The sequence below is a fragment of the Acidovorax sp. genome (genome assembly GCF_046314175.1).
Classification (GTDB): Bacteria; Pseudomonadota; Gammaproteobacteria; order Burkholderiales; family Burkholderiaceae_C; genus Acidovorax.
On the sequence record NZ_JBKBXG010000034.1, the window covers coordinates 14,741 to 39,127 of the forward strand.

21 protein-coding genes, 1 tRNA gene and 1 pseudogene are annotated in these 24,387 nt (G+C 63.1%); 7 read left to right on the top strand and 16 right to left on the bottom strand.

The window, feature by feature from the left end:
- Positions 1–8: 8 nt before the first annotated feature.
- From ACK4OE_RS11675 to ACK4OE_RS11700, 6 genes are all read right to left on the bottom strand, one after another.
- Positions 9–623 (bottom strand): ROK family protein, encoded by a 615-nt coding sequence (locus ACK4OE_RS11675; RefSeq protein ID WP_409884977.1) that lies wholly within the window; start codon positions 621–623, stop codon positions 9–11.
- A gap of 12 nt (positions 624–635) precedes the next feature.
- Complete coding sequence (locus ACK4OE_RS11680) at positions 636–1,157, bottom strand: hypothetical protein (protein ID WP_409884978.1); 522 nt, start codon at positions 1,155–1,157, stop codon at positions 636–638.
- Positions 1,158–1,354: 197 nt separating this feature from the next.
- Positions 1,355–1,428 (bottom strand) — tRNA-Gly (locus ACK4OE_RS11685).
- 604 nt (positions 1,429–2,032) lie between these two features.
- Positions 2,033–2,236, bottom strand: a complete 204-nt coding sequence (locus ACK4OE_RS11690) for a hypothetical protein (protein WP_409884979.1) — start codon at positions 2,234–2,236, stop codon at positions 2,033–2,035.
- Positions 2,237–2,655: 419 nt separating this feature from the next.
- Complete coding sequence (locus ACK4OE_RS11695) at positions 2,656–4,698, bottom strand: Cache 3/Cache 2 fusion domain-containing protein (RefSeq protein WP_409884980.1); 2,043 nt, start codon at positions 4,696–4,698, stop codon at positions 2,656–2,658.
- Between the two features lie 124 nt (positions 4,699–4,822).
- Positions 4,823–5,761 carry a pseudouridine synthase gene (locus ACK4OE_RS11700; protein ID WP_409884981.1) on the bottom strand — a complete coding sequence of 313 codons (939 nt, stop codon included), beginning with the start codon at positions 5,759–5,761 and terminating at the stop codon, positions 4,823–4,825.
- A gap of 357 nt (positions 5,762–6,118) precedes the next feature.
- Here ACK4OE_RS11700 and ACK4OE_RS11705 point away from each other — a divergent pair, with 357 nt between their 5' ends.
- The 3 genes from ACK4OE_RS11705 (at position 6,119) to ACK4OE_RS11715 (ending at position 9,861) form a co-directional block, all read left to right on the top strand.
- On the top strand, positions 6,119–6,670 hold the full coding sequence (locus ACK4OE_RS11705; RefSeq protein WP_409884982.1) for a hypothetical protein: 552 nt from the start codon (positions 6,119–6,121) through the stop codon (positions 6,668–6,670).
- Between the two features lie 225 nt (positions 6,671–6,895).
- Positions 6,896–9,244 (top strand): AsmA family protein, encoded by a 2,349-nt coding sequence (locus ACK4OE_RS11710; RefSeq protein WP_409884983.1) that lies wholly within the window; start codon positions 6,896–6,898, stop codon positions 9,242–9,244.
- An 86-nt stretch (positions 9,245–9,330) separates the two neighbouring features.
- Positions 9,331–9,861, top strand: a complete 531-nt coding sequence (locus ACK4OE_RS11715; RefSeq protein ID WP_409884984.1) for a M23 family metallopeptidase — start codon at positions 9,331–9,333, stop codon at positions 9,859–9,861.
- A gap of 39 nt (positions 9,862–9,900) precedes the next feature.
- On the opposite strand, the gene ACK4OE_RS11720 is transcribed toward ACK4OE_RS11715, so the two are convergent.
- The 4 genes and pseudogenes from ACK4OE_RS11720 to ACK4OE_RS11735 form a co-directional block, all read right to left on the bottom strand.
- Complete coding sequence (locus ACK4OE_RS11720; protein WP_409884985.1) at positions 9,901–13,149, bottom strand: error-prone DNA polymerase; 3,249 nt, start codon at positions 13,147–13,149, stop codon at positions 9,901–9,903.
- Positions 13,150–13,153: 4 nt separating this feature from the next.
- The gene (locus ACK4OE_RS11725) at positions 13,154–14,722 is read right to left on the bottom strand and encodes a Y-family DNA polymerase (protein WP_409884986.1); all 1,569 of its coding nucleotides are present in this window, start codon (positions 14,720–14,722) and stop codon (positions 13,154–13,156) included.
- Positions 14,685–15,566, bottom strand: coding sequence for a translesion DNA synthesis-associated protein ImuA (gene imuA, locus ACK4OE_RS11730; RefSeq protein WP_409884987.1), 882 nt, complete (start codon positions 15,564–15,566; stop codon positions 14,685–14,687). The genes ACK4OE_RS11725 and imuA overlap by 38 nt, the downstream gene beginning before the upstream one ends.
- 139 nt (positions 15,567–15,705) lie before the next feature.
- A pseudogene (locus ACK4OE_RS11735) lies at positions 15,706–15,897 on the bottom strand (VOC family protein); the annotation flags it as partial.
- A 549-nt stretch (positions 15,898–16,446) separates the two neighbouring features.
- Here ACK4OE_RS11735 and ACK4OE_RS11740 point away from each other — a divergent pair.
- Together ACK4OE_RS11740 and ACK4OE_RS11745 are read left to right on the top strand one after the other, a co-directional pair.
- Positions 16,447–16,734 (top strand): DUF4148 domain-containing protein, encoded by a 288-nt coding sequence (locus tag ACK4OE_RS11740; RefSeq protein WP_409884988.1) that lies wholly within the window; start codon positions 16,447–16,449, stop codon positions 16,732–16,734.
- Between the two features lie 79 nt (positions 16,735–16,813).
- Positions 16,814–17,107 (top strand): DUF4148 domain-containing protein, encoded by a 294-nt coding sequence (locus tag ACK4OE_RS11745; RefSeq protein ID WP_409884989.1) that lies wholly within the window; start codon positions 16,814–16,816, stop codon positions 17,105–17,107.
- Positions 17,108–17,231: 124 nt separating this feature from the next.
- Here ACK4OE_RS11745 and ACK4OE_RS11750 read toward each other — a convergent pair whose 3' ends face one another.
- Together ACK4OE_RS11750 and ACK4OE_RS11755 are read right to left on the bottom strand one after the other, a co-directional pair.
- On the bottom strand, positions 17,232–17,873 hold the full coding sequence (locus ACK4OE_RS11750) for a CoA transferase subunit B (RefSeq protein WP_409884990.1): 642 nt from the start codon (positions 17,871–17,873) through the stop codon (positions 17,232–17,234).
- Positions 17,874–17,907: 34 nt separating this feature from the next.
- Positions 17,908–18,615 carry a CoA transferase subunit A gene (locus ACK4OE_RS11755; RefSeq protein ID WP_409884991.1) on the bottom strand — a complete coding sequence of 236 codons (708 nt, stop codon included), beginning with the start codon at positions 18,613–18,615 and terminating at the stop codon, positions 17,908–17,910.
- 89 nt (positions 18,616–18,704) lie between these two features.
- Here ACK4OE_RS11755 and ACK4OE_RS11760 point away from each other — a divergent pair, with 89 nt between their 5' ends.
- Positions 18,705–19,250 (top strand): LuxR C-terminal-related transcriptional regulator, encoded by a 546-nt coding sequence (locus ACK4OE_RS11760; RefSeq protein WP_409884992.1) that lies wholly within the window; start codon positions 18,705–18,707, stop codon positions 19,248–19,250.
- Positions 19,251–19,404: 154 nt separating this feature from the next.
- Here the strand turns inward: ACK4OE_RS11760 and ACK4OE_RS11765 are convergent, their stop codons facing one another.
- Both ACK4OE_RS11765 and katG read right to left on the bottom strand, forming a co-directional pair.
- Positions 19,405–19,800, bottom strand: a complete 396-nt coding sequence (locus ACK4OE_RS11765; RefSeq protein WP_409884993.1) for a carboxymuconolactone decarboxylase family protein — start codon at positions 19,798–19,800, stop codon at positions 19,405–19,407.
- A 114-nt stretch (positions 19,801–19,914) separates the two neighbouring features.
- Entirely contained in the window at positions 19,915–22,119 is a 2,205-nt protein-coding gene (katG, locus tag ACK4OE_RS11770; protein ID WP_409884994.1) for a catalase/peroxidase HPI, read from the bottom strand.
- A gap of 247 nt (positions 22,120–22,366) precedes the next feature.
- Between katG and ACK4OE_RS11775 the strand changes: the two genes are divergently transcribed.
- Positions 22,367–22,939 (top strand): peroxidase-related enzyme, encoded by a 573-nt coding sequence (locus tag ACK4OE_RS11775; RefSeq protein WP_409884995.1) that lies wholly within the window; start codon positions 22,367–22,369, stop codon positions 22,937–22,939.
- Positions 22,940–23,019: 80 nt separating this feature from the next.
- On the opposite strand, the gene ACK4OE_RS11780 is transcribed toward ACK4OE_RS11775, so the two are convergent.
- Positions 23,020–23,445, bottom strand: coding sequence for an acyl-CoA thioesterase (locus ACK4OE_RS11780; protein WP_409884996.1), 426 nt, complete (start codon positions 23,443–23,445; stop codon positions 23,020–23,022).
- 20 nt (positions 23,446–23,465) lie between these two features.
- On the bottom strand, positions 23,466–24,248 hold the full coding sequence (locus ACK4OE_RS11785) for an SDR family oxidoreductase (RefSeq protein WP_409884997.1): 783 nt from the start codon (positions 24,246–24,248) through the stop codon (positions 23,466–23,468).
- Positions 24,249–24,387 lie beyond the last annotated feature (139 nt).

Genomic DNA, 24,387 nt, shown 5'->3' on the forward strand with positions numbered 1-24,387 from the left:
GTAAGCGCTCAACCCTGGACCGGCGCGTCGCGCCGGTTTGTGTAGCTGGCGTTGCCCAGGCCCGTGCCCACCGTCAACACCGCCCAGCGCTCCACGTCCTGCATGAAGGGCATTTCAGACAGGCCCTGCACCACTGCATCGTTGTGCAGGCATACCTGGGTGCGGCCGTCGCCAATGTGCGGCAGCCGCTCGCACAGGTCACGCGGCAGATGGAAGCGGGTGCTCTCCCAGTTGCCCGGCAGGTTCTGCGTGCCCCCGACCAACGATCCGTTTTCCACAATCAGTCCTGGGCAGGCCACACCGACGTAAGGCGCCAGAAGGATCTTCTTTTTCGCAGCGTAGGCGATCAGGTCTTCGAGCAGCGTGGCGATGCCTTCGACCAGCTCGTCACGCCGCGGCTCGTCGTTGGCGTGGGCCCATTTCTCACGTCGCACCACTTCGGCCAGCGACATGTCGGGCGCGCGGTGCAAGTGGGTCTGCACAATGCCGCAGCGCACGTTGGTGCCACCAATGTCCACGGCCAGGATGGCGTCGTAGCTTTGTAAAAGCGCGGGGGGCGCCAGGTGCACCCAGCCAATCAGCCCACCCTCGTCCGCATGGTGGCGCAGCGTGCGCAGCTCCACGGGCGCGTTTTATTACATGTGAATCTTGCGGGTGTGATCGATGGCGCGGCCACCCACCTCGCTCTGGTGAAAGCCCCCGCCGATGATGATGCGCTCCACGCCGCGCCAGGTCTTGTGTTTCAGAAATCGCTGCACCACGTGCGCGAGCTGCATGGCGTAGTCTTCCGACGCCGCTTCGATGGCGCGGGCGGCTACGCCCTCTTTTTCCAGCAAGGCGTCCAGCTTGTGTTTGCTGAGATCGCGCGTGGGCGTGGTGCCCATCGAGTCTTTGCCCTCCATGGATGCAAACAGCTTGCGCCACGCGTCCAGCATGTGGCGAAAGGCCGTGCGGCTGGCCACGTCGCCCACATAGCCTTCGCCATCGCTCAACTCCAGGCTATAGCCCTCGATGATTACCGACGCCAGACGCATATCGCCATGCGGTCCGACGATGCCCAGCTCGCGCTGGGCCTTGGCGTCTTTTTCTTCCCGCGCCGCGCTGGGCTTTTTACCCGCGGAGGGTTTGGGTGCAGAGTCCTTGTCCTTGGAAGCCATTCATTTCCTCACACGATGGCGGCCCGCAAAAGGGGCCGAGCCAGCATGGTGACGCGGGCGCAAGCGATGCCGCGTCAGTCAATGGCTTGTCATGCCTGCCGGATTGGCGCATGGCAATGCAGCACCCCGCGCAATGTGCGCGGGTAACCATCGTGACGGGAAAGAAGGAGAGAGAAAGAGAATCAGCCCGAGGCGGCTGGAGCGGGTGAAGGGAATCGAACCCTCGTATGAAGCTTGGGAAGCTGCCGTTCTACCATTGAACTACACCCGCTTTATGCACCCCGTTGATTTGCAACGGATTTTTAAGCTAGTCCGTTGAATTTCAGGGCGTATTGCACGCCCTGCATATCAACAAACTGCACGCATTGTACCTATCTGCCGCGCACTCAATTGGGCGTAGCAGACGCCAAAAATCCGACCACTGCGCCAGCTGCGATCAGCCTTCCACCTTTTGATTGCTGTATCGCCATTTGCTGCTCAGAGGCTGAGAGTTTTTTAGCCGAACCCGAAAGGCGCGCGAAAACGCCTCGGATCTAGGCGCAAAGCACAGCCATAGCTCGGGCTATGGCGAGCATTTGCAACGACGAGCCGGGGCGTTTTGGCGTGCAAGGCGGGCATGGATAAAAGACTCTCAGCCTCTCGTCCTTAAGGTCAACCCCCAGTGCATGCGACTTTTCAACATGCGAATCACGGCGTTTCGCGGCTTTTGCGGCATTCCGCTATAGAAGCTGTGCGTCCTGACACCAAGGCTCGTTCTGCAGCAAGATCTTCTGTGACTTGGATTCATTCACCAAACCACAGGCGTTACGGTTGCGCCTGATTTTTTGTGAACGGTCGATGGCTGTGGTGGTGGTGGTAGCGAGCACGCGATGGTTTCACTGCGCCTTGGAGCTGCCCACGCACACAGTGGCGTAATTGACGGCGATCAACTGAGCAATCGCCAAGATATCTGCTCGCGAATGATCGACGCCGGGAAACAAGTCTTTGGCCATGCTTTGCGCTTCCGATATTTGCTTGATCGAAAGCTCTGTGGCTTTGTGAAGCCCGCGAGCAAGAACGATGTCGGGATTTTGATTCATAGGTTCTCCATGCGCTGAAAACATGAGTATGACGGTCTGGATCAATATCGTCTGTGGCGTAAAAGTGCCGAAGAAACCAAATTGCAACTCCGTGCCGTCCCAACTATTGCCGACATTTTGGCAATAGAGAAACTGTCCCCGTTCTGAGCACGATCACCTGCGCCAGCGCCACAAGCAACGCTACCAACAGCCCTAGCGCATGCTTACCGCGCTCTCTAGGAGCCTGTCGGACTTGGAAGTCGTCGGCTGCAAATCGGCCGCAGCGGTCCATTTTTCACCGTCTTTTTGCCCCATAGCCGTGCTATGAGGCTGCAAATTCGGCAAAAACTGTCCTCGCTGGGGCCGATTTTCGCTTTCGACGCTCCAAGCCCGACAGGCTCCTAGTTCTGGCAACTTCTACCGGCGGTGCTTGCGTTAGCTCATGTAGTGAGCCGTGCCTGGACTGGCCGTCGGGATGCCGCAGCGAGCACAGGCCTCGGGGTCTGGCCGTTGTCAGCCCCGTGCCCCAAATTGAACTGCGCCACCGCAGTCACCATCTGCTCTGCCTGCACGCGCAGGCTGCTGGCAGCGGCGGCCATTTCTTCAACCAGCGCGGCGTTCTGCTGCGTGGTTTGGTCCAGTTGCGTGACCGCTTCGCCCACTTGGCCCACGCCTGCGGTCTGCTCGCTGCTGGCGGCGCTGATTTCAGACACCATGTCCGCCACGCGCCGGATGGAGCTCACCACCTCTTGCATGGTGGTGCCCGCCTGGTCGGCCAGCACTGTGCCCTGCTGCACCATTGCGTTGCTGGCGCCAATCAGCTCCTTGATGGCCTTGGCCTCAGCGGCAGTGCGCTGTGCCAGATTGCGCACCTCAGCAGCCACTACGGCAAAACCACGGCCTTGATCACCCGCACGCGCGGCCTCCACGGCGGCGTTCAGGGCCAGGATGTTTGTCTGGAAAGCAATGCCGTCAATCACGCCAATGATGTCGGAAATCTTTTGGCTGCTGGTATTGATGTCCTGCATGGTGCTGACCACTTTAGACACCACATCGCCGCCTTGTGCAGCCACGCGGCTGGCGCCCACGGCCAGCTGGTTGGCCTGGTTGGCGCTGTCGGCGTTTTGTCTAATGGTGGCACCCAGCTGCTCCATGCTGGCCGCCGTTTGCTCCAGTGAACTGGCCTGGCTTTCGGTGCGGCTGGACAGGTCCTGATTGCCTTGAGCGATTTCGTTGCTGGCCGAAGACACGCTGTCGGCACTGGTGCGCACCGTGCTCAGGCTTTCCATCAGCCGAATGCGAAAGCCTTCCATGGCCTGGGCCAGACTACCGATTTCGTCGCGGGACTTCAGGGTGACTGCGTGGGTCAAATCACCTTGCGCCAGATAGCCCAGTGCGGTGCTCAGCTGCTGTACGGGGGCACCCACCAGGCGACGTGTGGCCACCACTAGCACCACCGCCAGCAACACCAGCGCCACCAGCACACCCAGCCACAGCCAGGTGAGCACATTGCGGGCTTGACCCATCATTTCCGACACGGGTGCCTCGGCCACGATGGCCCAGTTCCAGGGTTTGTAGCGCTCCACCGCCACATAACGCGTGGCGTTGTCGCCGTCGCCGCTGCGCCGTGGCGACCAGCTCGATTCAAAATCGCCGGATTGTTCAATACCCGTTAGCAATGCAAGCCAGGTCTTTGCGTCGTCCTGTTTTTCATCGACCTTGAGTGCCGCGTTGGCGCCGGGCAAACCAAAGACGCTGCCCCGTGCGGGGCCTGACGAAATATTGACTGCATACACCGCGCCGGTGGCAAACAGCTTCTGAGCCCCCATCAAGGCGTTGAGCTTGCCCAGAATGGGGCCGATGTCAGAGCCGATGAACAGGATGCCGATAGTGCGGTTGCCCTCGCGAATGGGCTCGTACACCGTCATGTATTCACGGCCAAACAGGTTGGCGCGGCCGATGAAGGTTTTACCTTCGTTCATCAACTCAAAGGCGGGGTGTTTGCGGTCCAGCAGGGTTTTGTAGGCGCGGTCGCCGTCCTGCTTTTTGAGGGACGTGGTCACGCGGATGTAATCGTCGCCCGTGCGCGCAAAGATGGTGGCCACGGCGCCCATGCTGTCTTTGGAGAAACGGTCCACCACTTCAAAGTCGCCGTTGAGCGGTGCGCCCTGAAATCCCAAAGTGGCTTCCGGTTTGCCGTCCGCCCCCGGGACCTCGCTGAGTGAAAAATCACCCGGAAAGTTGGCCTTGAACAGGGTGAAATCGCGTTTGGCCTGCTCTTGCGCGGTTTCGTCAAACGTCTGCGCCAGAATGCGCAACTGGGCTGCTTGTTGATGGGCATCGCTGCGTGAAAGCCGACCAAAGTTTTGCCAGAACAAAGCGCTGACGATGCCCATGGTGATGAGCAGTACAAGCAGCAAACTGAGCAATGCCGTAAGCGACAGCTTGAAGGCAACGGAGCGGTGTGTGGTGGTGGGGTTCATATTGTTTTCTTCTGCAACTCCAGGCCCTCCGCCCGGATTGGGTAACCAAGTTACCTTATCTGTGTGCAAAAGCAAAATCCATGTCAATGCCATGGCTACGCCAGGGACACCCCACTTTTAGCGGTCAAGAGTATGTTAGTAGTGGTAAACCCCAATACTCTGCATGCAACCTTTGCCTGCTTTCAAACACCCGCAGCGCGCCCGTAATTGGGTCGACAAACGACAGTGACCGCGCCAGCAACTGCAGGGGGCGCGAGTAGTCGCCCTCTGCAGGGTCGTTGACCACCGGATAAAACGGGTCGTTGCGCAAGGGCAGGCCCAACGCAGCCATGTGTACCCGCAACTGGTGGCGTTTGCCGGTGATGGGAGACAGGCGGTAGTGGGCCCAGTCTCCGGCCACCTCCATCACCTGCATGTGCGTATGGCTGTTGGGCTCGCCGGGCACTTCGTGCATGCGAAAGAACTGGGCGCTTTCTTCCAGGCGGCTGATGTGGTCACGTGGAAACCCCACATCTGCGCGCCAGGGCGCGATGGCGTCGTAGTGCTTGGTGATCTGCCGGTCGCGAAACAGCGCCTGGTAGGCGCCCCGCGTGCCGGGCTGCACCGACAGCAGCACCAGCCCGGCGGTGTCGCGGTCGATACGGTGCAGGGGCGACAGGTCGGGCAGGCCCAGCTGGCGCTTAAGGCGCACCAGCAGTGTGTTGTGCAGGTAGCGGCCTGACGGGGTGACCGGCATGAAGTGCGGCTTGTCGGCCACCACCAGATGCTCGTCCTGGTAGAGCACGGTTTCGGTAAACGGCAGCACAGGCTCTGCGGGCAGACTGCGGTAGTAATAGATGCGCAGGCTGCCCTCAAAGGGGCGATCGGGCGCCACGGCCTCGCCGCGTTCGTCCACCACATTACCGGCCAGCATGCGCTGCAACCATTCGCCACGAGCCACCACCGGCAACCGCTGGGCCAAAAAGTCCAACATGTTGCCCCGCCCGTGGGTGGGCAGCACCACACAGCTGGGGCTTACCCCGTCGCGCACGGGCAGGACCGGAGTAGGACGGGGATGGTGCATGGCGTGCGGATTGTAGGGAGTGGGCCTGCAAAGGCTGGCGCCCCGACAGACGGCTGCTTGGAATGGCAATGAAGCCCCGGAAATCATTTACTACCAAAACAATAGCTGCTAGCGCTTATGGAACAAGCGCTAGAGGCCAAAAACACCAAAAAAATGGGATATACAGACTCGTATGGGTGCCTCCCAAAGCGCAGCAGCGGGGGCACCCGACCACGGCTCCGCTCGGTAGAACCACCAATGCCGCAAATTAGTTATCTGGTAACACTGAGTAACCGCCCCTTGCCCGCCCCAGCAGCTTTGCCTGTATTGGCGAGCACCACCGTTTTTATATTCACCCACCGACATATCCACATACCCATGGCCGACGCATCCATCGACCACCGCTACACCGTCTATGCAAAAACAGCCGCTGGCCAGCACGAAATCCAGTCGCGCGCTCTGGGGCTTCCTCCGATGGTGCGGCGGTTGCTGTTGCTGGTGGATGGGCAGCGCTCGGGCAAGGACCTGGAGGTGTTTGTGGCGGGGCACGATGCAGCCGCCCTGTTTGATGAACTGCTTGTCCAGGGCTGCATAGAGGCCCGCGCCGCCGCCCGGCCTGCCGCAGCATCAGCACCCGCAGCTGCCGCCAAACCCGCAGCCACGTCGGCCAACGACGACCTGGCCGCCCTGCCGCCTGCCGACAGCCGCACGGCCAAAGAGCTGGAGATGGCGCGCAACTTTATGACCAACACGGTCAACAACACCTTCGGCCACCACAACCGGCTTTCGCTGATCGAGTCCATCCACGCCTGCCGCAACAGCGCGCAGCTGCGCGATGTGTACCCGCACTGGGTAGAGACCATGTCCGGCAGCGCTATCGGCCTCAAACGCCTGCCCGAGCTGCGCGAAAAACTGTTCGTGGTGCTGTGAGCGCCTGAACAGCAAACGCGTCTGGCAGCAGACGGCAGACGGCAGGCACTGCATTGCGCACTGCTATCCGGCTTTTTGTAGGACAAGCGCGTAACCATTGTTGGCGCGGCGTTGTCTGGCGTCGAATTTGCGGGGCGCGGCTTAGCATGGCCCTCCATGCCAGCGCCTCACCCCTCCTCATCCGCCCTTGTCGCCCCTGATGCCCCGCGGCCTGCTTCCTCAACCATGGGGGCCGACACATCGCACCCAACCAACGCCCGCAAGGCCCTGACCGTTGCATTGCTGGCTGTTGTGGGCATGTTTGTGGGCTTGCTGGTGGTGGCAACCATTGCCCTGTTACAGCTCGACCGTATGCGGCCCTGGTTGAACGACAAGGTCAGCGAAGTCACCGGGCGGCGTTTTGAAGTGCAGGGCCAGCTGTCTGGGTCGTGGCAATGGCCGCTGCCGCTGGAAGAAGGCTGGCGGCGCTGGATACCGGGTGTGGTGGTCAAGGGCGAGAGGCTGGTGATGGACAACCCTGCTGGATTTCAACCGCCTTTTGCGAGCGACAAAAACAAGGCGGCCAAAGCCGTGGCCAAAAATGTGCCTGCCACCACCGACGTGGCGGGTGCTGACGACAGAACACCCACCACCGCCACACAGGCTGACAGCCCCACCATGGTCAGCATCGACCGCGCTACCGCCAGTGTGCAACTGTGGCCGCTGTTGGCGCGCCACTTGTCGATGGATACCGTGTCGCTGCAGCACCCCGAAATCGCGCTGGCGCGCACGGCGGACGGCGCCAACAACTGGACCTTTCAACCCAAGGATGACGAAGCCCCCCGCAGCGGGTGGACCTTTGATGTGGACCGTCTCGTCATCAGTGACGGCCTGCTGGCCTATGCCGATGGTGTGAAGGACCTGGACTTGCAGGCGCGTGTGCAGACCACCGAGCCGGTGGACGCTATGGGCCAGACCGCCGTGGCGAAAACGCCAGCGGCTTCGGCTGCATCAGCGCCCAATGCGGCGCCGGATGCAGCAGCTGCTGCGTCCACTGCGTCCGCGCCCTCTTCTTCTGCAGCTGCCAAAGACTCCGGTCGGGCCACACCGGCGACCTACGGTCTTCGTTTTCAGCTTGAAGGCCGCTACGCCAAGGCCCAGGTGCAGGGCAGCGGACAAGCGGGCCATGTGATCAGCCTCAGAGACAAGGTGGTGGACTACCCGCTGCAAATCGAGCTTACTGCGGGCAGCGTGGCTCTGGCGGCAGAGGGCATTCTGGCCAATCCGGGCGCATTGTCGGGCCTGGACTTTGACGTGGCATTGCGCGGCGGCAGCATGTCTGACCTGTATGCCGTGACAGGACTGGTGTTGCCCAGCACCCCAGCTTTCAAAACGCGCGGTCGGCTGACCGGCAGCCTGGAGCCCGAGCGCGCGGTATGGGATTACACCGACTTCCGCGGGAACGTGGGCGAGAGCGACCTGCAGGGGTCGCTCAAATACACCTCGGGCAAGCCACGGCCCCGACTTACCGGCACCATGACGTCCAACCAGCTGCGCCTGGCCGACCTGGGGCCTGCACTGGGCACCGACAGCCCTGACAACACACATCGCGGCCGCGACCGCGCCACGGGCCAGCGCGGCAAGGTACTGCCGGACTCCAACTTTGCCGCCGATCGGTGGAATGCGATGGACATGGACATCGTGTTCAAGGGCCGCCATATCATCCGCCCCGAGAGCCTGCCACTGGAGAATTTGAGCACCCGGGCAGTGATGGAAAACGCGCAGCTCAAACTTGATCCCCTCACGTTTGGCGTGGCCGAGGGCAAGATCGAGTCGCAGGTGACTATCGACGGACGCAAGGCGCCGCTCAAGGCCCAGATACGCGGCACCGTGCAGGGCCTGCAGCTGTCGGCCCTGTTTCCCAAGGTGGAGCTCATGAAAAAGAGTTTTGGCCGCATGGATGGAGCCATTGCACTGGAGAGCACCGGCAACAGTGTGGCCGGGCTGCTGGGCAAGGGCACGGGCGAGATGCGTCTGTATGTGCGTGATGGCACGCTGAGCAAGCAGATGCTCGACCTGGCCGCGCTGAACGTGGGCAGCATCATCGTGGGCAAGCTCTTTGGAGACACCCAGGAAGTACACCTGCGCTGCGCGGTGGCGGACTTTACCGTGGTGGACGGCCTGGCGACCACACGCATCGTGAAGATGAGCACCGACGATGCGGTGATTGAAGCCACCGGCACCATCAACCTGGGCACCGAGGAGATGAACCTGCGCATCAAGCCTGAGTCGCTGGAGTGGAAGTTTCTGTCGCTGCGCTCACCGCTGTATGTCAAAGGCACTTTCGGCAACCCCGACATCGGCGTAGAAACCGGCCCCTTGTTGCTGCGCGCTGGCGCTGCGGTGGTGGCCGCCGTGGTGGCTCCGGTGGCACTGGCGCTGGTGCCCATCACCGTGCCTGCGGCTGACGATGACACGCATTGCAAGCCGCTGCTTGACCTGGCAAAGCAGCCGGTCAAACCCGGGGCGCAGGGAGCAGCAGGGACTGCATCACAACCTGCGCGCCAGGCTACCAGTCGGCCGGTGGTGAAGTAACGCGCAACGCAGCAACGCAGCAACACAGTGGGCACTGCGGCGCGCGGAATAATCGCCCTCTTGCGCCACTACCCTTTGTTGCTCTTGTGCGTTTTTCAAAATTCTCCAAAGCCCTGTGCCTGACCCTGGTTGCCGTGGTTGCAGTGGTGGCCGTCGGGTTCCTTTTGCCTGAACGCATTCGCATCCCTGTAGCCGGAGCCACAGCGCGGGACTGGAACCCGCAGTCGTTCTGGTTTGAGCCCTGGGGCGCCTCCGGGGTGCACAAGGGCATCGACATCTTTGGTAAAAAAGGTCGCGATGTGGTCAGCACCACCGATGGTCTGGTGCTGTACACGGGTGAGTTGGAGCAGGGCGGCAAGGTGGTGCTGGTGCTGGGCCCTCGGTGGCGTGTGCACTACTTTGCGCACCTGGACGCCATTCACACCACGGCGCTGAGCCCGGTGGCCGCAGGCAGCAAGATCGGCACACTGGGCGACAGCGGCAATGCACGCGGCAAACCACCGCATCTGCACTACTCCATCGCCCGCGTGTTCCCTGCCCCGTGGCAGATGGATGGCAGCACGCAGGGGTACAAGAAAGCGTTCTTTATCAACCCGGGCGCCTACCTGACGGACTGACGGAGCGGGGACCCGCCAAGGGTTCAATGAAAGAAGGGCTCAATGAAAGTCCCGGCTGCCGCTCAGTGCCTGTGCCATGCGACCCAGCAGCGGCGTCAGGTCCTTGAATCGCTGGGCCACCAGGTGGCGCACCACGGCCTTGCCGTCGGGCGAATGGGGGCTGCACTGCCACAGGCCTTCCACCGCCAGCAACTGTGATCGCAGTAGCGCATTGCGCCAGGTGTCGACCAGCGCAGGCCACACGATCACGTTGACAGGGCCGGTCTCGTCTTCGAGCGTGACGAACATCGTACCTTTGGCCGTGCCGGGGCGCTGGCGCACGGTGACGATGCCGCAGGCGCGCACCTTGCGGCCGTTGGGTACGTTGTTCAGTTGCAGTGCTGTTTTCAAACGCCAGCGATCCAAACGCGGGCGCAGCAGGGCCAGCGGGTGGCGGCGCAGCGTGAGGCCGGTGGCGGCGTAATCAAACAGGATCTCTTCGCCCTCCGGCGCCTCGGGCAGCTGCAGGGGTGCTTCGTGCACGGGCACATCGCGCAGCAGGGGCGGCGCGGTGTGCTGCGCGGCGGCCTCCCACATCTGCTGGCGCCGGTGGCCCGACAGGCTGGCCAGCGCATCGGCCGCGGCCAGGGCCTGCAGGTCTTGCTGGTTCAGCCGGGCGCGCAGGGCCAGGTCTTCGGTGTCGGCAAAGGCGGGGCCCAGGGTTCGGGCGGCGACCAGGCGTTCGGCAGCGTCTGCGTGCAGGCTGCCCACCAGCCGCAGGCCCAGGCGCACGGCAGGCTGCGGCAGCGGCGGCGTGCCCAGCCCGCGTGCGGGTTGCAGCCGCTCTGCGGGGCCTTCCAGCGTGCAGTCGATGTCGCTGCAAGTCACGTCGATGGGCAGCACGCGCACGCCGTGGCGGCGCGCGTCCTGCACCAGTTGCGATGCGGTGTAAAAGCCCATGGGCAGCGAGTTGAGCAGCGCGGCCAGAAAACACGCGGGCTCGTGGCACTTGAGCCAACTGCTGGCATAGGCCAGCAACGCAAAGCTGTGGGCGTGGCTTTCGGGAAAGCCATATTCGCCAAAACCCAGCATCTGCTGAAAGATGGCCTGGGCAAACTCGGTGCGGTAGCCGCGCGCTTCCATGCCGCCGATCAGCGGGCGCTCGAACCGGTGCACGCCGCCCTTGCGCTTCCAGGCGGCCATCGACCGGCGCAGGTCGTCGGCCATGCCGGCCGAGAACCCGGCCGCCACCATGGCGATCTGCATCACCTGTTCCTGAAAGATCGGCACGCCCAGGGTGCGCGCCAGGGCTTGCTCCAGCTCGGGTTTTTCGAGCAGCAGGGGCTCGCCCCTGCGCCTGCGTTCGCGGGCCTTCAGGTACGGGTGCACCATGCCGCCCTGTATGGGCCCCGGCCGCACGATGGCCACCTCCACCACCAGGTCGTAGAACTCGCGCGGCTGCAGGCGCGGCAGCATGCTCATCTGCGCGCGGCTTTCGATCTGGAACACGCCCACCGTGTCGGCCGCGCAAATCATGTCGTAGGTGGCGGGGTCTTCACGCGGAATGTCTTTGAGGCCCCAGGGTTCGCTGCGCAGGGCTGCACGCAGGTTCAGGCAGCGGCGCAGCGCGCTGAGCATGCCCAGGGCCAGCACATCCACCTTGAGCAAGCCCATGTCGTCAAGGTCGTCCTTGTCCCACTGGATGATGGAGCGGTCCTTCATGCTGGCGGGCTCCACCGGCACCAGCCGTGTGAGCTTGCCCTGCGTCAGCACAAAACCGCCCACATGCTGGCTCAGGTGGCGCGGAAACCCCATGAGGTCGCCCGCCAGCTCCAGCCACAGCTGGGCGGTGTGCCGGTGCAGCGGCGCGCCCACGGTGTGGGCCAGCTCCTGCAGCCGGTCGGTGGCGATCTCCTCGTCAAACCAGTGGTGGTCCTTGGCAAACGCATCGACCAGCGCGGGCGCCACGCCCAGGGCCTTGCCCACATCGCGCAGGGCGCTGCGGGTGCGGTAGGTGGTGACCACGGCAGCAATGGCGGCGCGGTCACGGCCGTATTTGTCGTAGATGTACTGGATGACCTCCTCGCGCCGGTCGTGCTCGAAGTCCACGTCGATGTCAGGCGGCTCCTTGCGCTCTTTGCTGATGAAGCGCTCGAACAGCAGGTGCGAGTTTTCGGGCGCGACGGCGGTGATGCCCAGCACATAGCACACCACCGAGTTGGCGGCAGACCCCCGCCCCTGGCACAGGATGCCCTGGCTGCGCGCAAAACGCACGATGTCATGCACGGTGAGGAAGTACATCTCGTACTGGCAGTGGGCGATCAGCTCCAGCTCCTTGCGGATCTGCGCCTGCACTTTCTCGGGTGCGCCCAGCGGGTATTCGCCCTGCACGCCCACCTGCACCAGCCAGGCCAGGGCCTGGGCAGGCGTCATGCCAGCGGGCACCGTCTCCAGCGGGTACTGGTACTTGATTTCATCCAGGCTGAACGTGCAGCGAGCTGCCACCGTGAGCGTGGCGGCCAGCAGATCGGGCGGGTAGATGCCGGCCAGCCGCACGCGCTGGCGCAGGTGGCGCTCGGCATTGGGCTGCAGCGCAAAGCCACACTCGGCCACGCTGCGTCCCAACTGCACGGCGGTGATCACGTCCTGCAGCGGCTTGCGCGAGCGGGCGTGCATGTGCACATCGCCTGCCGCCACCAGGGGCAAGCCCAGTGCCGCACCCGCGCGCTGCAGCGTGGCCAGCCACAGGCCGTCGTCCGGGGCCAGATGCAGTTCAGCCGCCAACCAGACATGGCCATCAAAATGTGTGCCAAATTGGCCCTTAGCGCTTGATAGACAAGCGCTGATAGCTATCAAATCAGAAGCATCAAAGCGTTGCCGACATGGGGCCAGCAGCAGCTCGCACCCCTGCAACATGCCCCAAGGGCTGGCTGCGTCCACGTGGTACTGCCCCTTGGGCGCGGCCGCGCGGGCGGCGGTAATGAACTCGCACAGGTTGCCCCAACCCTCGGCATCGCGCGCCAATGCCACCAGCCGCAGATCACCCCATAAAAACTCGCTGCCCACAATGAGGTGCAAGCCACATTCCTTGGCCGCGCCCCAGGCGCGCACCACGCCTGCCACAGAGCATTCATCGGTCAGCGCCAGGGCCTGGTAGCCCAGTTCGGCGGCGCGCTCCACCAGCTCTTGCGGGTGCGATGCGCCACGCTGAAAGCTGAAGTTGGACAGGCAATGCAGCTCGGCATAGCCCGGCAAGGGTTGCACCGGTGGCACGGCAGGTGCCGGGGGGTTGCGGGTGTGGGTTGCCATGGCATCACCCAAAAATGCCATGCAGAAACCAGCGCTGGGGCTGTGGTGCAACCGGCCCGCCCGCGGGGGGCACCAGCCGTTCGCGAAACACCCACACCAGTCCTGCCACATCGTTGTGCGCCACAAAGTAGTCGCGCAGGGCCAGGCCCGTGCAGGCGGTATTGGAACTGCCCGTCATTCCAAGGCTTGCAGCGTTGGCAGGGTTGCCGGGAGGATGGGCTTCATCGGTTCCATCGCCCCCTGCAGACCACCAGCCCGCCTCGAACCGATGGGGCCCCGCCAGCAACCGCAGCAAACCATGGTGACAGGGCCGGTTGCCCTGCACCGCCAGGCGCCGGGGCGGGCGCAGCAGCCAGGTGGGCCACAGCGTGGCGTCGGGTGCGTTCGGCCCGGATGTTGTTGCCGGGGTTGCAGTGCGCAGGTCACGGGCGCGGCCCAGCACGTCGGCCGCCGGGTGCCACTGCTGCATGCGTTCGGGGCGGTGGTCGGCCTGCAGCACCGGGGCCAGCACATGGTCCGCGCCCAGGCGGGCCGACAGGCGTTCGAGCAACTGGTGCAGCGCCTCGCCCGATGCGTCAGCGCTGGGCGCGCCCCCGCCCGTCCGGTCGCCCGGGGGCAACAGGCTGGCACTGCGGTGCGGCAGCGGGGCCGATTCGAGCAGCCGCAGCGTGATCTGGTTGACCGGCGCGGCCAGCGTGGTGCGCGCCAGGTTTTCAGACAGCAGCCGCCGCAGGTGTGCCATGTCGTGGGTGGCCTGGGCGGTGCGCACCGGCAAGGCCCGCGTGGGTGCAATGGCTATGCCGTCGATGCGCCGCAGGTCGTGGCGCCAGGACAGCTCCATCGCCAGCACCCCCTGCTGGCGCGCCTGCAACCAGCTTTGCAGGGCAGACAGGCAGCGGCTGGCGCTCCACAGCAGGGCATCGGCCGACTCGGCCAGGGCGGGCAGCTCGGCGGTCATTGCAAACTGTTCGGGCAGCTCCAGCCAGGCATGTACCTCGGGCGCATCGCCATAGGCCTGGTCCAGCACCCGCAGCACCCCCGCCCCCAGGCGCCGTGCCACCCCGGCCCGTGGCAGCGCCCGCAGCGCCCCCCAGGTGCGGCACCCCATGCGCTCCAGGCTGGGCACATGCGGCCGCACGGCGGTCAGTGTGTGCAAGGGCAGGTTTTCCAGCGTCGCCCTTGCTGGCGTGCGCCCTGCCAACGCCATGCGCAACCAGGCCTGGGCCACCAGGGCGGTGGGGCCGCAGCCCCAGACGGGTGATGCGCAAGGCGGTGGTGCATGGATGACGGACGCTGCCTTGGCACTTTCAGCCGCACCCTCGATGGCTGCGGGGACACCGAACTGGTTGGAGGCCTCCGTCCAGGCCTGCAGAACCTGCGCCAGCAACCCATCGCGCCCGCCCCACAAGCGCTCGGTGGTGGACACCTCCAGCAGCACGGCCTCGCCATCCACCAGCACCACGCGCGGGGTAAAACGCAGCGCCCACCAGCCTGCAGCAGCGGCTTGCACAACCGCTGCAGAGGGTGGCGATGCCTCATCGCACCAGGGCCATGGCAGCGCGATCCAGTGCATGCCCCCTCCCTTCTGGCCTTGCTCCCAGTGGCACCATGGCCGCCAGCGACTGGGGCAACAACAACGCCGCAGGAGTCTTGCCTGCAGCCGCAGCGCGGCCCGCCACCCAGGCGCTGGCGACCTCCTGCGCGGCACGCCGCCGCTCGGCCTGTGCAGCCAGTACCTGGGCCAGCAGAGGGTGGCAGCCCGGCAGGTCCAGCCCATGCGCCAGGGGCGGCCCCCGGCGCTTGAGGATCTGCACCTGCATGCCGGGCGATGCGGTCGCGTCCCCCGGCAAGGCCAGCCCTTGCACCAGCAGCCGCAGCAGCGCGGGCGACGCCTGCGGCGCCGCACTGGCCGGGCGAAACACCCAGAGCAGCTGCTCTTGCTGCGCCGCCGCCAGTTGCAACCGGCGCAGGGCCGCAGGCTGCGCCTGCGGCAGCCAGGCCATCACGGCCAGCACATCGCGGCAGCGCAGTGCCTGCTCGGCCGCCCAGAGTGCTGCAGTGGCGGAATCGGCCCGCACCAGGCACAGCCGCTCGGCCAGCAGGCCCTGCGCTTTCAGTGATGGCCCAAACGGCTCACACGGCGGGGCCACCAGCACCACCGCACCGGTGCGGTGGGCCGTGGCCTGCGCCAGCGCGGGCAACACCAGTTGCCACTCGTGCAGCCCTGCGGCGGCTTGAAAGACCTCGCTCAGCGCACCCACCGGCCAGCCCCCGCCGGGCAGTTGCGCATCCAGCTGCGCAGACCCCGTGGGCTGCACCTGCTGCTGGCCCGCACCCAGTGCATCCGCGTGCCAGACACCGGGCACGGAAGACGGCAGGTCGAACGCAACCCGCAGGGAGGGGCGTAGCGCAGGCATGGTGGTGAGGGGTGGTTAGAAAACACAAACACTGTGAATATAACCAGTATTTTGAGGCAGAGGACACCTCGTAAACAAGACTTTTCTGAAAGAAGGTCTCGGTGCGCTGGCACCCAACGCCAAGGGTCAAACCACTGCCGTGAAAAACGGCATCAATGTTGTAGGTGTCAAGATCGATCACGAGCGCTGCGCAGTAGTGCGGGTGGTACTGCGGGCGCAAGCCCGGTGCGCCGTTGTCGCGCCCCCCGGCGGCCAATGCCGCTGCATGGAATGCGTCCACTTGGGCCTCGCTGGTGGCGCGAGACGCGATGTGGCTGCGGGGCGTGAAAGGCTAACCGCAGTGGCTGGCGTTCAGGTTGCTCTACCAGCAGCTCGCCTTGCTGCCGGGGATTCGAATCGGCCTCTACCAGGGCTGCGCCAAGGGCTGCCGCCGCGGGCACGCCAGAAAATTGGACCGGAATTAATTGGCCGGAATTTACGTTGCGAGGGATGGCTTGAACGAACCCATGCTCAGCCTCAATGACGCACTGCCAAAGCTTGGACCGCGTTTTCAACCCGTTTCATCAGACTGTCATTGTCCTGAATTGACCCAAGGGTTTACATGGATACCTATGGCTTATCACCTCAAAACCCTTTGATCGCCTCAATCAGTCGGGGGTAAACCCCTAAAAGTTCCCTAATCATTGTTTCCAAAACTGGAACAGTTAGTTTGCGACTAGGTGGTTTTTCTTTGGACATCAACGGCGTAAAGTTCAACCCATCGATGAGCCGAACCGCTAAGGCGACTCACCGAACCGGGGATTGAGTAGCAGGTTCTTCTTTCGCTTCTCTCCCCTTGTTTTGAGCCGTTTTGCTTGTCTACTTTTTAAGGATTTTCACCATGAACACCACCGCACGTTTTCTCTCCATCGCCGCTGTAGCTGCTTTCACCGCTTTCGGTGCCCACGCTGACGAAGCTGACGCTTCGCAGTACGCCACGAAGTTCGAGACGAACCGCACCCGCGCTGAAGTGGCCGCAGAAGCCGCCACCGTGGCTCAGACCCGCAGCACCGAGCCAGCTGGTTCGCGCGTGGTGACGTACTCGTCCACGGCTGACCGCGCTGCTGTGCGCGCCCAGGCTGCTGAAGTCGTTCGTACCGGCCAGATCCCTTCGGGTGAACGTGGTTGATTCTTTTTGAATCCACGGCCCATACGCCTGCGTATTCCTCAGTACCTCACCCTCATTTTTGATTTTTAGGAGTTTCACCATGAACAAGACCGCACGTTTCCTCTCCCTCGCCGCTGTTGCTGCTTTCACCGCTTTCGGTGCCCACGCTGACGAAGCCGATGGCTCGCAGTTCGCTCTGCAGTTCGACACGAACCGCACCCGCGCTGAAGTGGCCGCAGAAGCCGCCACCGTGGCCCAGACCCGCAGCACCGAGCCAGCTGGTTCGCGCGTGGTGACCTACTCGTCCACGGCTGACCGTGCTGCTGTGCGCGCCCAGGCTGCTGAAGCACTGCGTACTGGCCAGATCCCATCGGGCGAATTCAGCGCCATGTAACTCGCATTGGAGGTGTTGTAGTCGTTGTTGCGACTGCCATAGGCTCCATGCAAAAAGGCCGGGGTCCCTCGCGGGGCCCCGGCCTTTTTTTGTGCACCGACGAGCGCACACAAAACAGCTGTGCTTACGGGATCAATGTCACGCCCGTTTTGGCTTGCAGTGCTTCCAGCGTCACGCCGGGAGCCAGCTCCACGACCTTCAGGCCCTCGGGGGTCACGTCCATTACCGCCAGATCAGTGATGATGCGGTCCACCACGCCCACGCCCGTCAGGGGCAAGGTGCACTGGGGCAGGATCTTCATGTCTTCGGTGCCGTCCTTCTTGCGCGCCACATGCTCCATGAGCACGATCACGCGCTTTACGCCCGCCACCAGATCCATCGCGCCGCCCATGCCCTTGACCATCTTGCCGGGGATCATCCAGTTGGCCAGATCGCCTTTTTCGCTGACCTGCATCGCGCCCAGGATGGACAGGTTGATCTTGCCGCCACGGATCATGGCAAAGCTGTCATGACTGCCAAAGATGGACGAGCCCTTGATGGTGGTGACGGTCTGCTTGCCCGCGTTGATCAGGTCGGCATCCACCTCGTCTTCGTTGGGGAACGGGCCGATGCCGAGCATGCCGTTCTCGGATTGCAGCCAGACTTCCTTGTCGGCGGGCACAAAGTTGGCCACCAGCGTGGGGATGCCGATACCCAGATTCACGTAAAAGCCGTCTTCGAGCTCATGGGCAGCACGCGCTGCCATTTGGTCTTGACTCCACGACATATGTATTTCTCCAGCTTGTTCGGTGACGGCAGGCTTAAACGCCCGCCTTTTCAGTGATGGTGCGCTTTTCGATGCGCTTTTCCGGGTTCGGGTTGTGCACGATGCGGTGCACGTAGATACCGGGCAAATGGATCTGGTCGGGCACCATGGCGCCGGTTTCCACCACCTCTTCCACCTCCACGATGCAGACCTTGCCCGCCATCGCTGCAGCGGGGTTGAAGTTGCGGGCCGTCAGACGGAACTGCAAGTTGCCCGACTTGTCGGCGCGGTGCGCCTTGACCAGCGCCACCTCGGGCACCAGCGAGCGTTCCATCACGTAGGTCTCGCCATCAAAATCGCGCAGCTCTTTGCCCTCGGCCACGATGGTGCCCACACCGGTCTTGGTGAAGAACGCCGGGATGCCCGCACCACCCGCACGCAGCTTCTCGGCCAGCGTGCCCTGGGGGGTGAACTCCAGTTCCAGTTCACCGGCCAGGTATTGGCGCTCGAACTCCTTGTTTTCGCCCACATACGACGAAATCATTTTTTTGATCTGCCGGGTTTCGAGCAGCTTGCCCAGGCCAAAGCCATCAACACCTGCGTTGTTGGAGATCACGGTGAGGTCTTTGACGCCTGTGTCGCGCAATGCGTCAATCAAAGCTTCGGGAATGCCACACAAACCGAAACCGCCCACCGCCATGAGCTGGCCGTCTGCAACCACGCCCTTGAGGGCTTCGGCTGCGGAGGGGAATAACTTGTTCACCACGATCTCCTTGTGAAATTGGATGCGCTACGATACTACGTACCCGAATAAGTAGTACCCCGTAAAGACTTGCACTATGGACGCTGCCAATGGATGTTGATTACCGACTTGCTTTTGACATGGCCCCTGTGGGCCTGGTGCTGTCTCGCAACCGCACCATGGTCGATTGCAACCGCCATGTCTGCGAGATGTTCGGCGCCTCGCGTGAGGTACTTATTGGCCAGTCGTTTCAGGTACTTTACCCGAGCGCCGACGAGTACGAACGCCTGGGAGCGCACATGGAACCCATCCTGAACGCCAAGGGCCACTACGCCGACAACCGCATCATGAAGCGCGCCAATGGCGAAGTCTTCTGGTGCCACGTATCGGGTCGTGCGCTCAACCGCGATGCGCCCCATGAATCGGGCATCTGGAGCTTTGAAGACCTCAGTTCACAGCGCCCTGTGAAGGCCGAGCTGACAGGGCGCGAGCGCGAAGTGGCGGCGCGCCTGCTGGAGGGACTGACTTCCAAGGAGATCGGCCGGACCCTGGAGATCAGCCACCGCACAGTGGAGATTTACCGGGCACGCCTCATGCGCAAGTACAACGCGTCCACGGCGGCCGACCTGGTGCACAAGCTGTTGGCAGGAGAGTAGGAAGCCCCCCTGAGCCGCTTCGCGTCTTCCCCCCAGGGGGACGCCACCCGTGGCCTGGCAAAGCCAGTTCCACGGTGGCCCTGGCCTCGACCGCGCCAGTGCCACGCACCGCAGGCTCATTCCGATGCACTGCATCGAGAAGATTTACCTCTCCTCAGCCTTTTTTCGGCCCATCAATCACGTCAGCAGCTGTTCGAAAAGCCTCCACCGCCGTCGGCAGGCCGCAGTAAATACTGGCGTGCAGCAACACTTCCTGAATCTCTGCCTCTGTGGCGCCGTTGTTGAGCGCGCCCCGCACATGGCCCTTGAGCTCATGCTGCTTGCCCAGCGCGGTAAGAAACGCCACCGTGATCAGGCTGCGCGTTTTCATGTCCAGCCCCGGGCGCTGCCACACATCGCCCCAGGCATTGCGGGTGATGAACTCTTGAATGGGCTGGGTGAACGGTGTGGCGTTGCCAAAGGCATTGGCCACAAAGTCCTCGCCCATCACCTGCTTGCGTGTGGCCAGGCCTTTGTCGAAGTCTTTGGTGGATGAGGGTTGTTGCGTCATGCGGGCTCTCCGATTCGGGTGGGGCCGCCATGGTAGCCGCCCCGCGCATGCACAATGAAAAACGCCACCGGCCGTGCCCTGAAACAGGCAAAACCGGTGGCGTTGTCAGATTGCTCAGACGTTCGCTGTGGGGCCCGCAAGGTCAAAACGGTCCAGGTTCATCACCTTGGTCCAGGCTTTGACGAAGTCCTGCACAAACACCGCCTGGGCATCACTGCTCGCGTACACCTCAGCCACGGCACGCAGCACCGCGTTGGAGCCAAACACCAGGTCCGCCACCGTGCCCGTCCACTTGGGCATCCCGCTCTTGCGGTCCACGCCTTCCAGCACGCCAGCGGACGCAGTGGACTTTTGCCACTTGATGCGCATGTCGAGCAGGTTCACAAAGAAGTCATTGCTCAGCGTTTCAGGGCGCTGCGTGAACGTGCCACGTGCCGCCCCGCCCACGTTGGCGCCCAGCACGCGCAGGCCACCCACCAGCACCGTCATCTCAGGCCCCGTCAGCGTGAGCTGGTTGGCGCGGTCGATCAGCAGTTCGGCCACGGCACCTTCCAGACCAGGGCGCACATAGTTGCGGAATCCATCGGCCACAGGCTCCATGACTTCGAACGAAGGCACGTCGGTCTGCTCTTGCGTTGCATCCATGCGTCCGGGTGCAAACGGCACGCTCACGTCCTGCCCCGCCCTCTTGGCGGCGGCTTCCACAGCCGCGCCACCGGCCAGCACAATAAGGTCGGCCATCGAGATCTTCTTGCCGCCCGTTTGCGCGGCATTGAAGTTCTGCTGAATGGTTTCAAGCGTGCCGAGCACCTTCGCCAGCTGGGCTGGCTCGTTCACTTCCCAGTCCTTCTGCGGCGCCAGGCGTATGCGCGCGCCGTTGGCACCACCGCGCTTGTCCCCGCCACGGAAAGTGGACGCGGAGGCCCAAGCCGTTGATACCAGCTCCGAGATGGACAGGCCCGACGCCAATACGGTGGCCTTGAGCGCCGCGATGTCCTGCTCGTTCACCAGTGCATGGTCCACCGCAGGAATCGGGTCTTGCCAGATCAGCACTTCGGCAGGCACTTCAGGGCCCAGGTAGCGTACGCGCGGACCCATGTCGCGGTGCGTGAGCTTGAACCAGGCGCGGGCAAACGCGTCGGCAAACTGATCAGGGTTGGTCAGGAACCGGCGCGAGATCTTTTCGTACGCTGGATCAACCCGCAACGACAGGTCGGTCGTCAGCATGGTGGGCAACAGTTTTTTCGACGGATCGTGCGCGTGCGGAATCGTGGCCTCGGCGTTCTTGGCGGTCCACTGGTGGGCGCCCGCCGGGCTCTTGGTCAGCTCCCATTCAAAGCCGAACAGGTTCTCAAAGTAGTTGTTGCTCCACTGCGTGGGCGTGGTGGTCCAGGTGACTTCCAGGCCGCTGGTGATGGTGTCGCCGCCAAATCCGCTGCCGTGTTTGCTGATCCAGCCCAAGCCCTGGTCTTCGATACCGCCCGCTTCGGGCTCGCTGCCCACCAACGCTGCGTCGCCCGCGCCATGGGTCTTGCCAAAGGTATGGCCGCCAGCAATAAGCGCCACGGTTTCCTCGTCATCCATGGCCATGCGCGCAAAGGTATCGCGGATGTCGCGTGCGGCGGCCAGCGGGTCAGGGTTGCCGTTGGGGCCTTCGGGGTTCACATAAATCAGGCCCATCTGCACAGCAGCCAGCGGGTTGGCCAGGTCGCGCTCGCCGCTGTAGCGCTTGTCGCCGCCCAGCCAAGTGTTCTCGGCACCCCAGTACACGTTCTCATCCGGCTCCCACACATCGGGGCGACCACCGGCAAAGCCGAAGGTCTTGAAGCCCATGGATTCGAGCGCCACGTTGCCGGTCAGGATCATCAGGTCGGCCCACGAGATCTTGCGGCCGTATTTCTGCTTGATGGGCCAGAGCAGGCGGCGCGCCTTGTCCAGGTTGGCGTTGTCGGGCCAGCTGTTCAGCGGCGCAAAACGCTGCTGCCCTGCCCCGGCACCACCGCGGCCATCGGCCAGGCGATAGGTGCCTGCGCTGTGCCAGGCCATGCGGACAAACAGGGGGCCATAGTGACCAAAGTCTGCCGGCCACCAGTCCTGCGAGTCGGTCATCAGCGCGTGCAGATCGGCCTTGACGGCGGCGAGATCCAGGCTCTTGAACTCTTCGGCGTAATTGAAGCCATCGCCCATGGGGTCAACCAGCGGAGAGCTCTGGTTGAGGGGGCGAAGGTTGAGTTGGTTGGGCCACCAGTCTGCGTTGCCGCGGCCTTTGGGCGCAGCGGCTTTGGTGTGATCAAAAGGGCATTTGGCTTCTGTCGTCATGGGGTCTCTCCTGTGAAACGGGGCAAGGAACCGTGAGGCTGGGAAGGATGTTACGAAGCAATACGAAATATGTAAATTGAATCAATCAAATTCACTCAATAGCCAATTTCAATTGCTCGAATGCGATGCACCCAACGCCGGCTCGCCCTGATCCCGCCCGTCGTTCCTTCGCTCCTCGGTCTCGCAGGTCAAGGCACCGGGCAGCATCCGCGATACTCGCGAAAACCCCAAACCACAGGAGACCTCCGTGAGCCGCTACCCCTTCCCCGAGCTGAACACCCTGCCCGAAGACATCCGCGCACGCATCGTGGAAGTGCAGGAGAAAGCGGGCTTCATCCCCAACGTGTTCCTGGCGTTTGCACGACGGCCTGCCGAATGGCGCGCGTTCTTTGCGTACCACGATGCACTCATGCTGAAAGAAGAAGGCAGTTTGACCAAGGGCGAGCGCGAAATGATCGTGACCGCCACCAGCGCGGCCAACCAGTGCCTGTACTGCGTGGTGGCCCACGGCGCCATCCTGCGCATCTACGAGAAGAAACCGTTTGTGGCCGACCAGGTGGCCGTGAATCACCGAAAGGCCGACATCACGCCGCGCCAGCGCGCCATGCTCGACTTTGCGATGAAGGTCTGCCAGCGCAGCCACGAAGTCGAGGACACCGACTTTGCCGCCCTGCATGCACACGGCTTTGATGACGAGGACATCTGGGACATTGCCGCCATCACCGCGTTTTTTGGCCTGTCCAACCGCATGGCCAGCTTCGCGGGCATGCAACCCAACCCAGAGTTCTACCTGATGGGACGAGTGCCCAAGCAGAAGTGAGCAGCAAAAGGCACTTACTACCAATTTGATAGCTACTAGCGCTCATGCAATAAGCGCTAGAGCCCTATTTCATTCAAATTTCAGTCTGCCGTGACCAGAGTTCGCATCCAGTCGGGCAAGGGCGCCGCCTTTTGCAACGGGAAGTCCACCCAGATGGTGGTCGCACCACCGGCCGCGCAGATGACGCCCGGTTGGTCCACGCGCTCCATCGTGCCCCAGGTCTCGAACGTGGTCCGACCCGGGTCGCTGACATAGAGCTTGAGCAGCACGTCGGCCGGGTATTCGAGCTGCTTGTAGAAGTTGCAGAACGCGTTGACGATCACCGGCCCCTGCCCGCGCGGGTCGGGGTTGCAGCCCACCGACACCATCCATTCGATGCGCGCTGTTTCCAGGTATCTGAAATACACCGTGTTGTTGACATGGCCCATGGCGTCCATGTCGCCCCAGCGTACGGGGAAACGCATCTCAAAGACCTGCTTCTTGACCTCGGGGATTTCAATTTTCATGGATTGGCACGCCCGAGAGATCAGACCCCAAAGCCGTCATCGGCCGCAATGACCGCACCATTGATGAAATGGCTCTGGTCGCTGGCCAGCATCACCAGCAGCGCATCCAGGTCTTGCGGGTTGCCCACGCGCTTTCTGGGCAGCATGTCGATGAGCTTCTTGCCCTGCTCGGTCTGCCAGTGGTGGTGGTTGATCTCGGTGTCGATGTAGCCGGGGCAGATTGCATTCACGTTGATGCCGAACTTGCCCCACTCCATGGCCATGGCCTTGGTCATCTGCACCACGGCGGCCTTGCTCATGCAATAGGCGCCGATCTGCGGCAGCACTTTGAGGCCCGCCATCGAGGCGATATTGATGATGCGTCCGCCCGTGAAGCTGCCGGGCGCCGCACCGCGCGATCGGGCCAGCATGCGCTTGCCCACCTCTTGCGCCACAAAGAAGGCGCCCTTCACGTTGGTGTCAAAGATGAAGTCATAGTCTTCGGGCGTTACGTCCTGGATGCGCTGTGTGGTGCTCACGCCCGAGTTGTTGACCAGGATGTCAATCGACCCCATCTCGGTCTCGGCGTGAGCCACAGCGGACTTGATGGACGCATGGTCGGTCACGTCGAGTTCGATCACATGGGCATCACCTCCCTCGCCTTCAATGCGCGCACGCAGTTCCTTGAGTTTTTCGACCCGGCGACTGGCCAGCACCACACCCGCGCCCGCGCGGGCCAGCGTGCGGGCAAACTGGGCGCCCAGGCCGCTGGAGGCGCCGGTGATAAAAGCCACGCGGCCGGACAAATCAATGCTGTATGTCATTTAGAGTCTCCCTACTCGGTCAAAATAGAACGGTCGTTCGATTGTCGCGCTTGCGTGAATACAATCAGTCCCCTGTCTGACAAGGCGGTGCGCCTGCTCTGGTCGAAAATAGCCATTATCAAACCCCAACGAGAAGCCC

Excerpts from the sequence above, each read along its gene's own strand:
- ACK4OE_RS11765 (WP_409884993.1), bottom strand. The coding sequence starts at position 19,800 with ATGACGCAACAACCCTCATCCACCAAAGACTTCGACAAAGGCCTGGCC.
- ACK4OE_RS11710 (WP_409884983.1), top strand. The coding sequence starts at position 6,896 with ATGGGGGCCGACACATCGCACCCAACCAACGCCCGCAAGGCCCTGACC.
- ACK4OE_RS11720 (WP_409884985.1), bottom strand. The coding sequence starts at position 13,149 with ATGGCAACCCACACCCGCAACCCCCCGGCACCTGCCGTGCCACCGGTG.
- ACK4OE_RS11750 (WP_409884990.1), bottom strand. The coding sequence starts at position 17,873 with ATGTCGTGGAGTCAAGACCAAATGGCAGCGCGTGCTGCCCATGAGCTC.
- ACK4OE_RS11705 (WP_409884982.1), top strand. The coding sequence starts at position 6,119 with ATGGCCGACGCATCCATCGACCACCGCTACACCGTCTATGCAAAAACA.
- ACK4OE_RS11745 (WP_409884989.1), top strand. The coding sequence starts at position 16,814 with ATGAACAAGACCGCACGTTTCCTCTCCCTCGCCGCTGTTGCTGCTTTC.
- imuA (WP_409884987.1), bottom strand. The coding sequence starts at position 15,566 with ATGCCTGCGCTACGCCCCTCCCTGCGGGTTGCGTTCGACCTGCCGTCT.
- ACK4OE_RS11740 (WP_409884988.1), top strand. The coding sequence starts at position 16,447 with ATGAACACCACCGCACGTTTTCTCTCCATCGCCGCTGTAGCTGCTTTC.
- ACK4OE_RS11785 (WP_409884997.1), bottom strand. The coding sequence starts at position 24,248 with ATGACATACAGCATTGATTTGTCCGGCCGCGTGGCTTTTATCACCGGC.
- katG (WP_409884994.1), bottom strand. The coding sequence starts at position 22,119 with ATGACGACAGAAGCCAAATGCCCTTTTGATCACACCAAAGCCGCTGCG.
- ACK4OE_RS11700 (WP_409884981.1), bottom strand. The coding sequence starts at position 5,761 with ATGCACCATCCCCGTCCTACTCCGGTCCTGCCCGTGCGCGACGGGGTA.
- ACK4OE_RS11725 (WP_409884986.1), bottom strand. The coding sequence starts at position 14,722 with ATGCACTGGATCGCGCTGCCATGGCCCTGGTGCGATGAGGCATCGCCA.
- ACK4OE_RS11690 (WP_409884979.1), bottom strand. The coding sequence starts at position 2,236 with ATGAATCAAAATCCCGACATCGTTCTTGCTCGCGGGCTTCACAAAGCC.
- ACK4OE_RS11680 (WP_409884978.1), bottom strand. The coding sequence starts at position 1,157 with ATGGCTTCCAAGGACAAGGACTCTGCACCCAAACCCTCCGCGGGTAAA.
- ACK4OE_RS11760 (WP_409884992.1), top strand. The coding sequence starts at position 18,705 with ATGGATGTTGATTACCGACTTGCTTTTGACATGGCCCCTGTGGGCCTG.
- ACK4OE_RS11695 (WP_409884980.1), bottom strand. The coding sequence starts at position 4,698 with ATGAACCCCACCACCACACACCGCTCCGTTGCCTTCAAGCTGTCGCTT.
- ACK4OE_RS11780 (WP_409884996.1), bottom strand. The coding sequence starts at position 23,445 with ATGAAAATTGAAATCCCCGAGGTCAAGAAGCAGGTCTTTGAGATGCGT.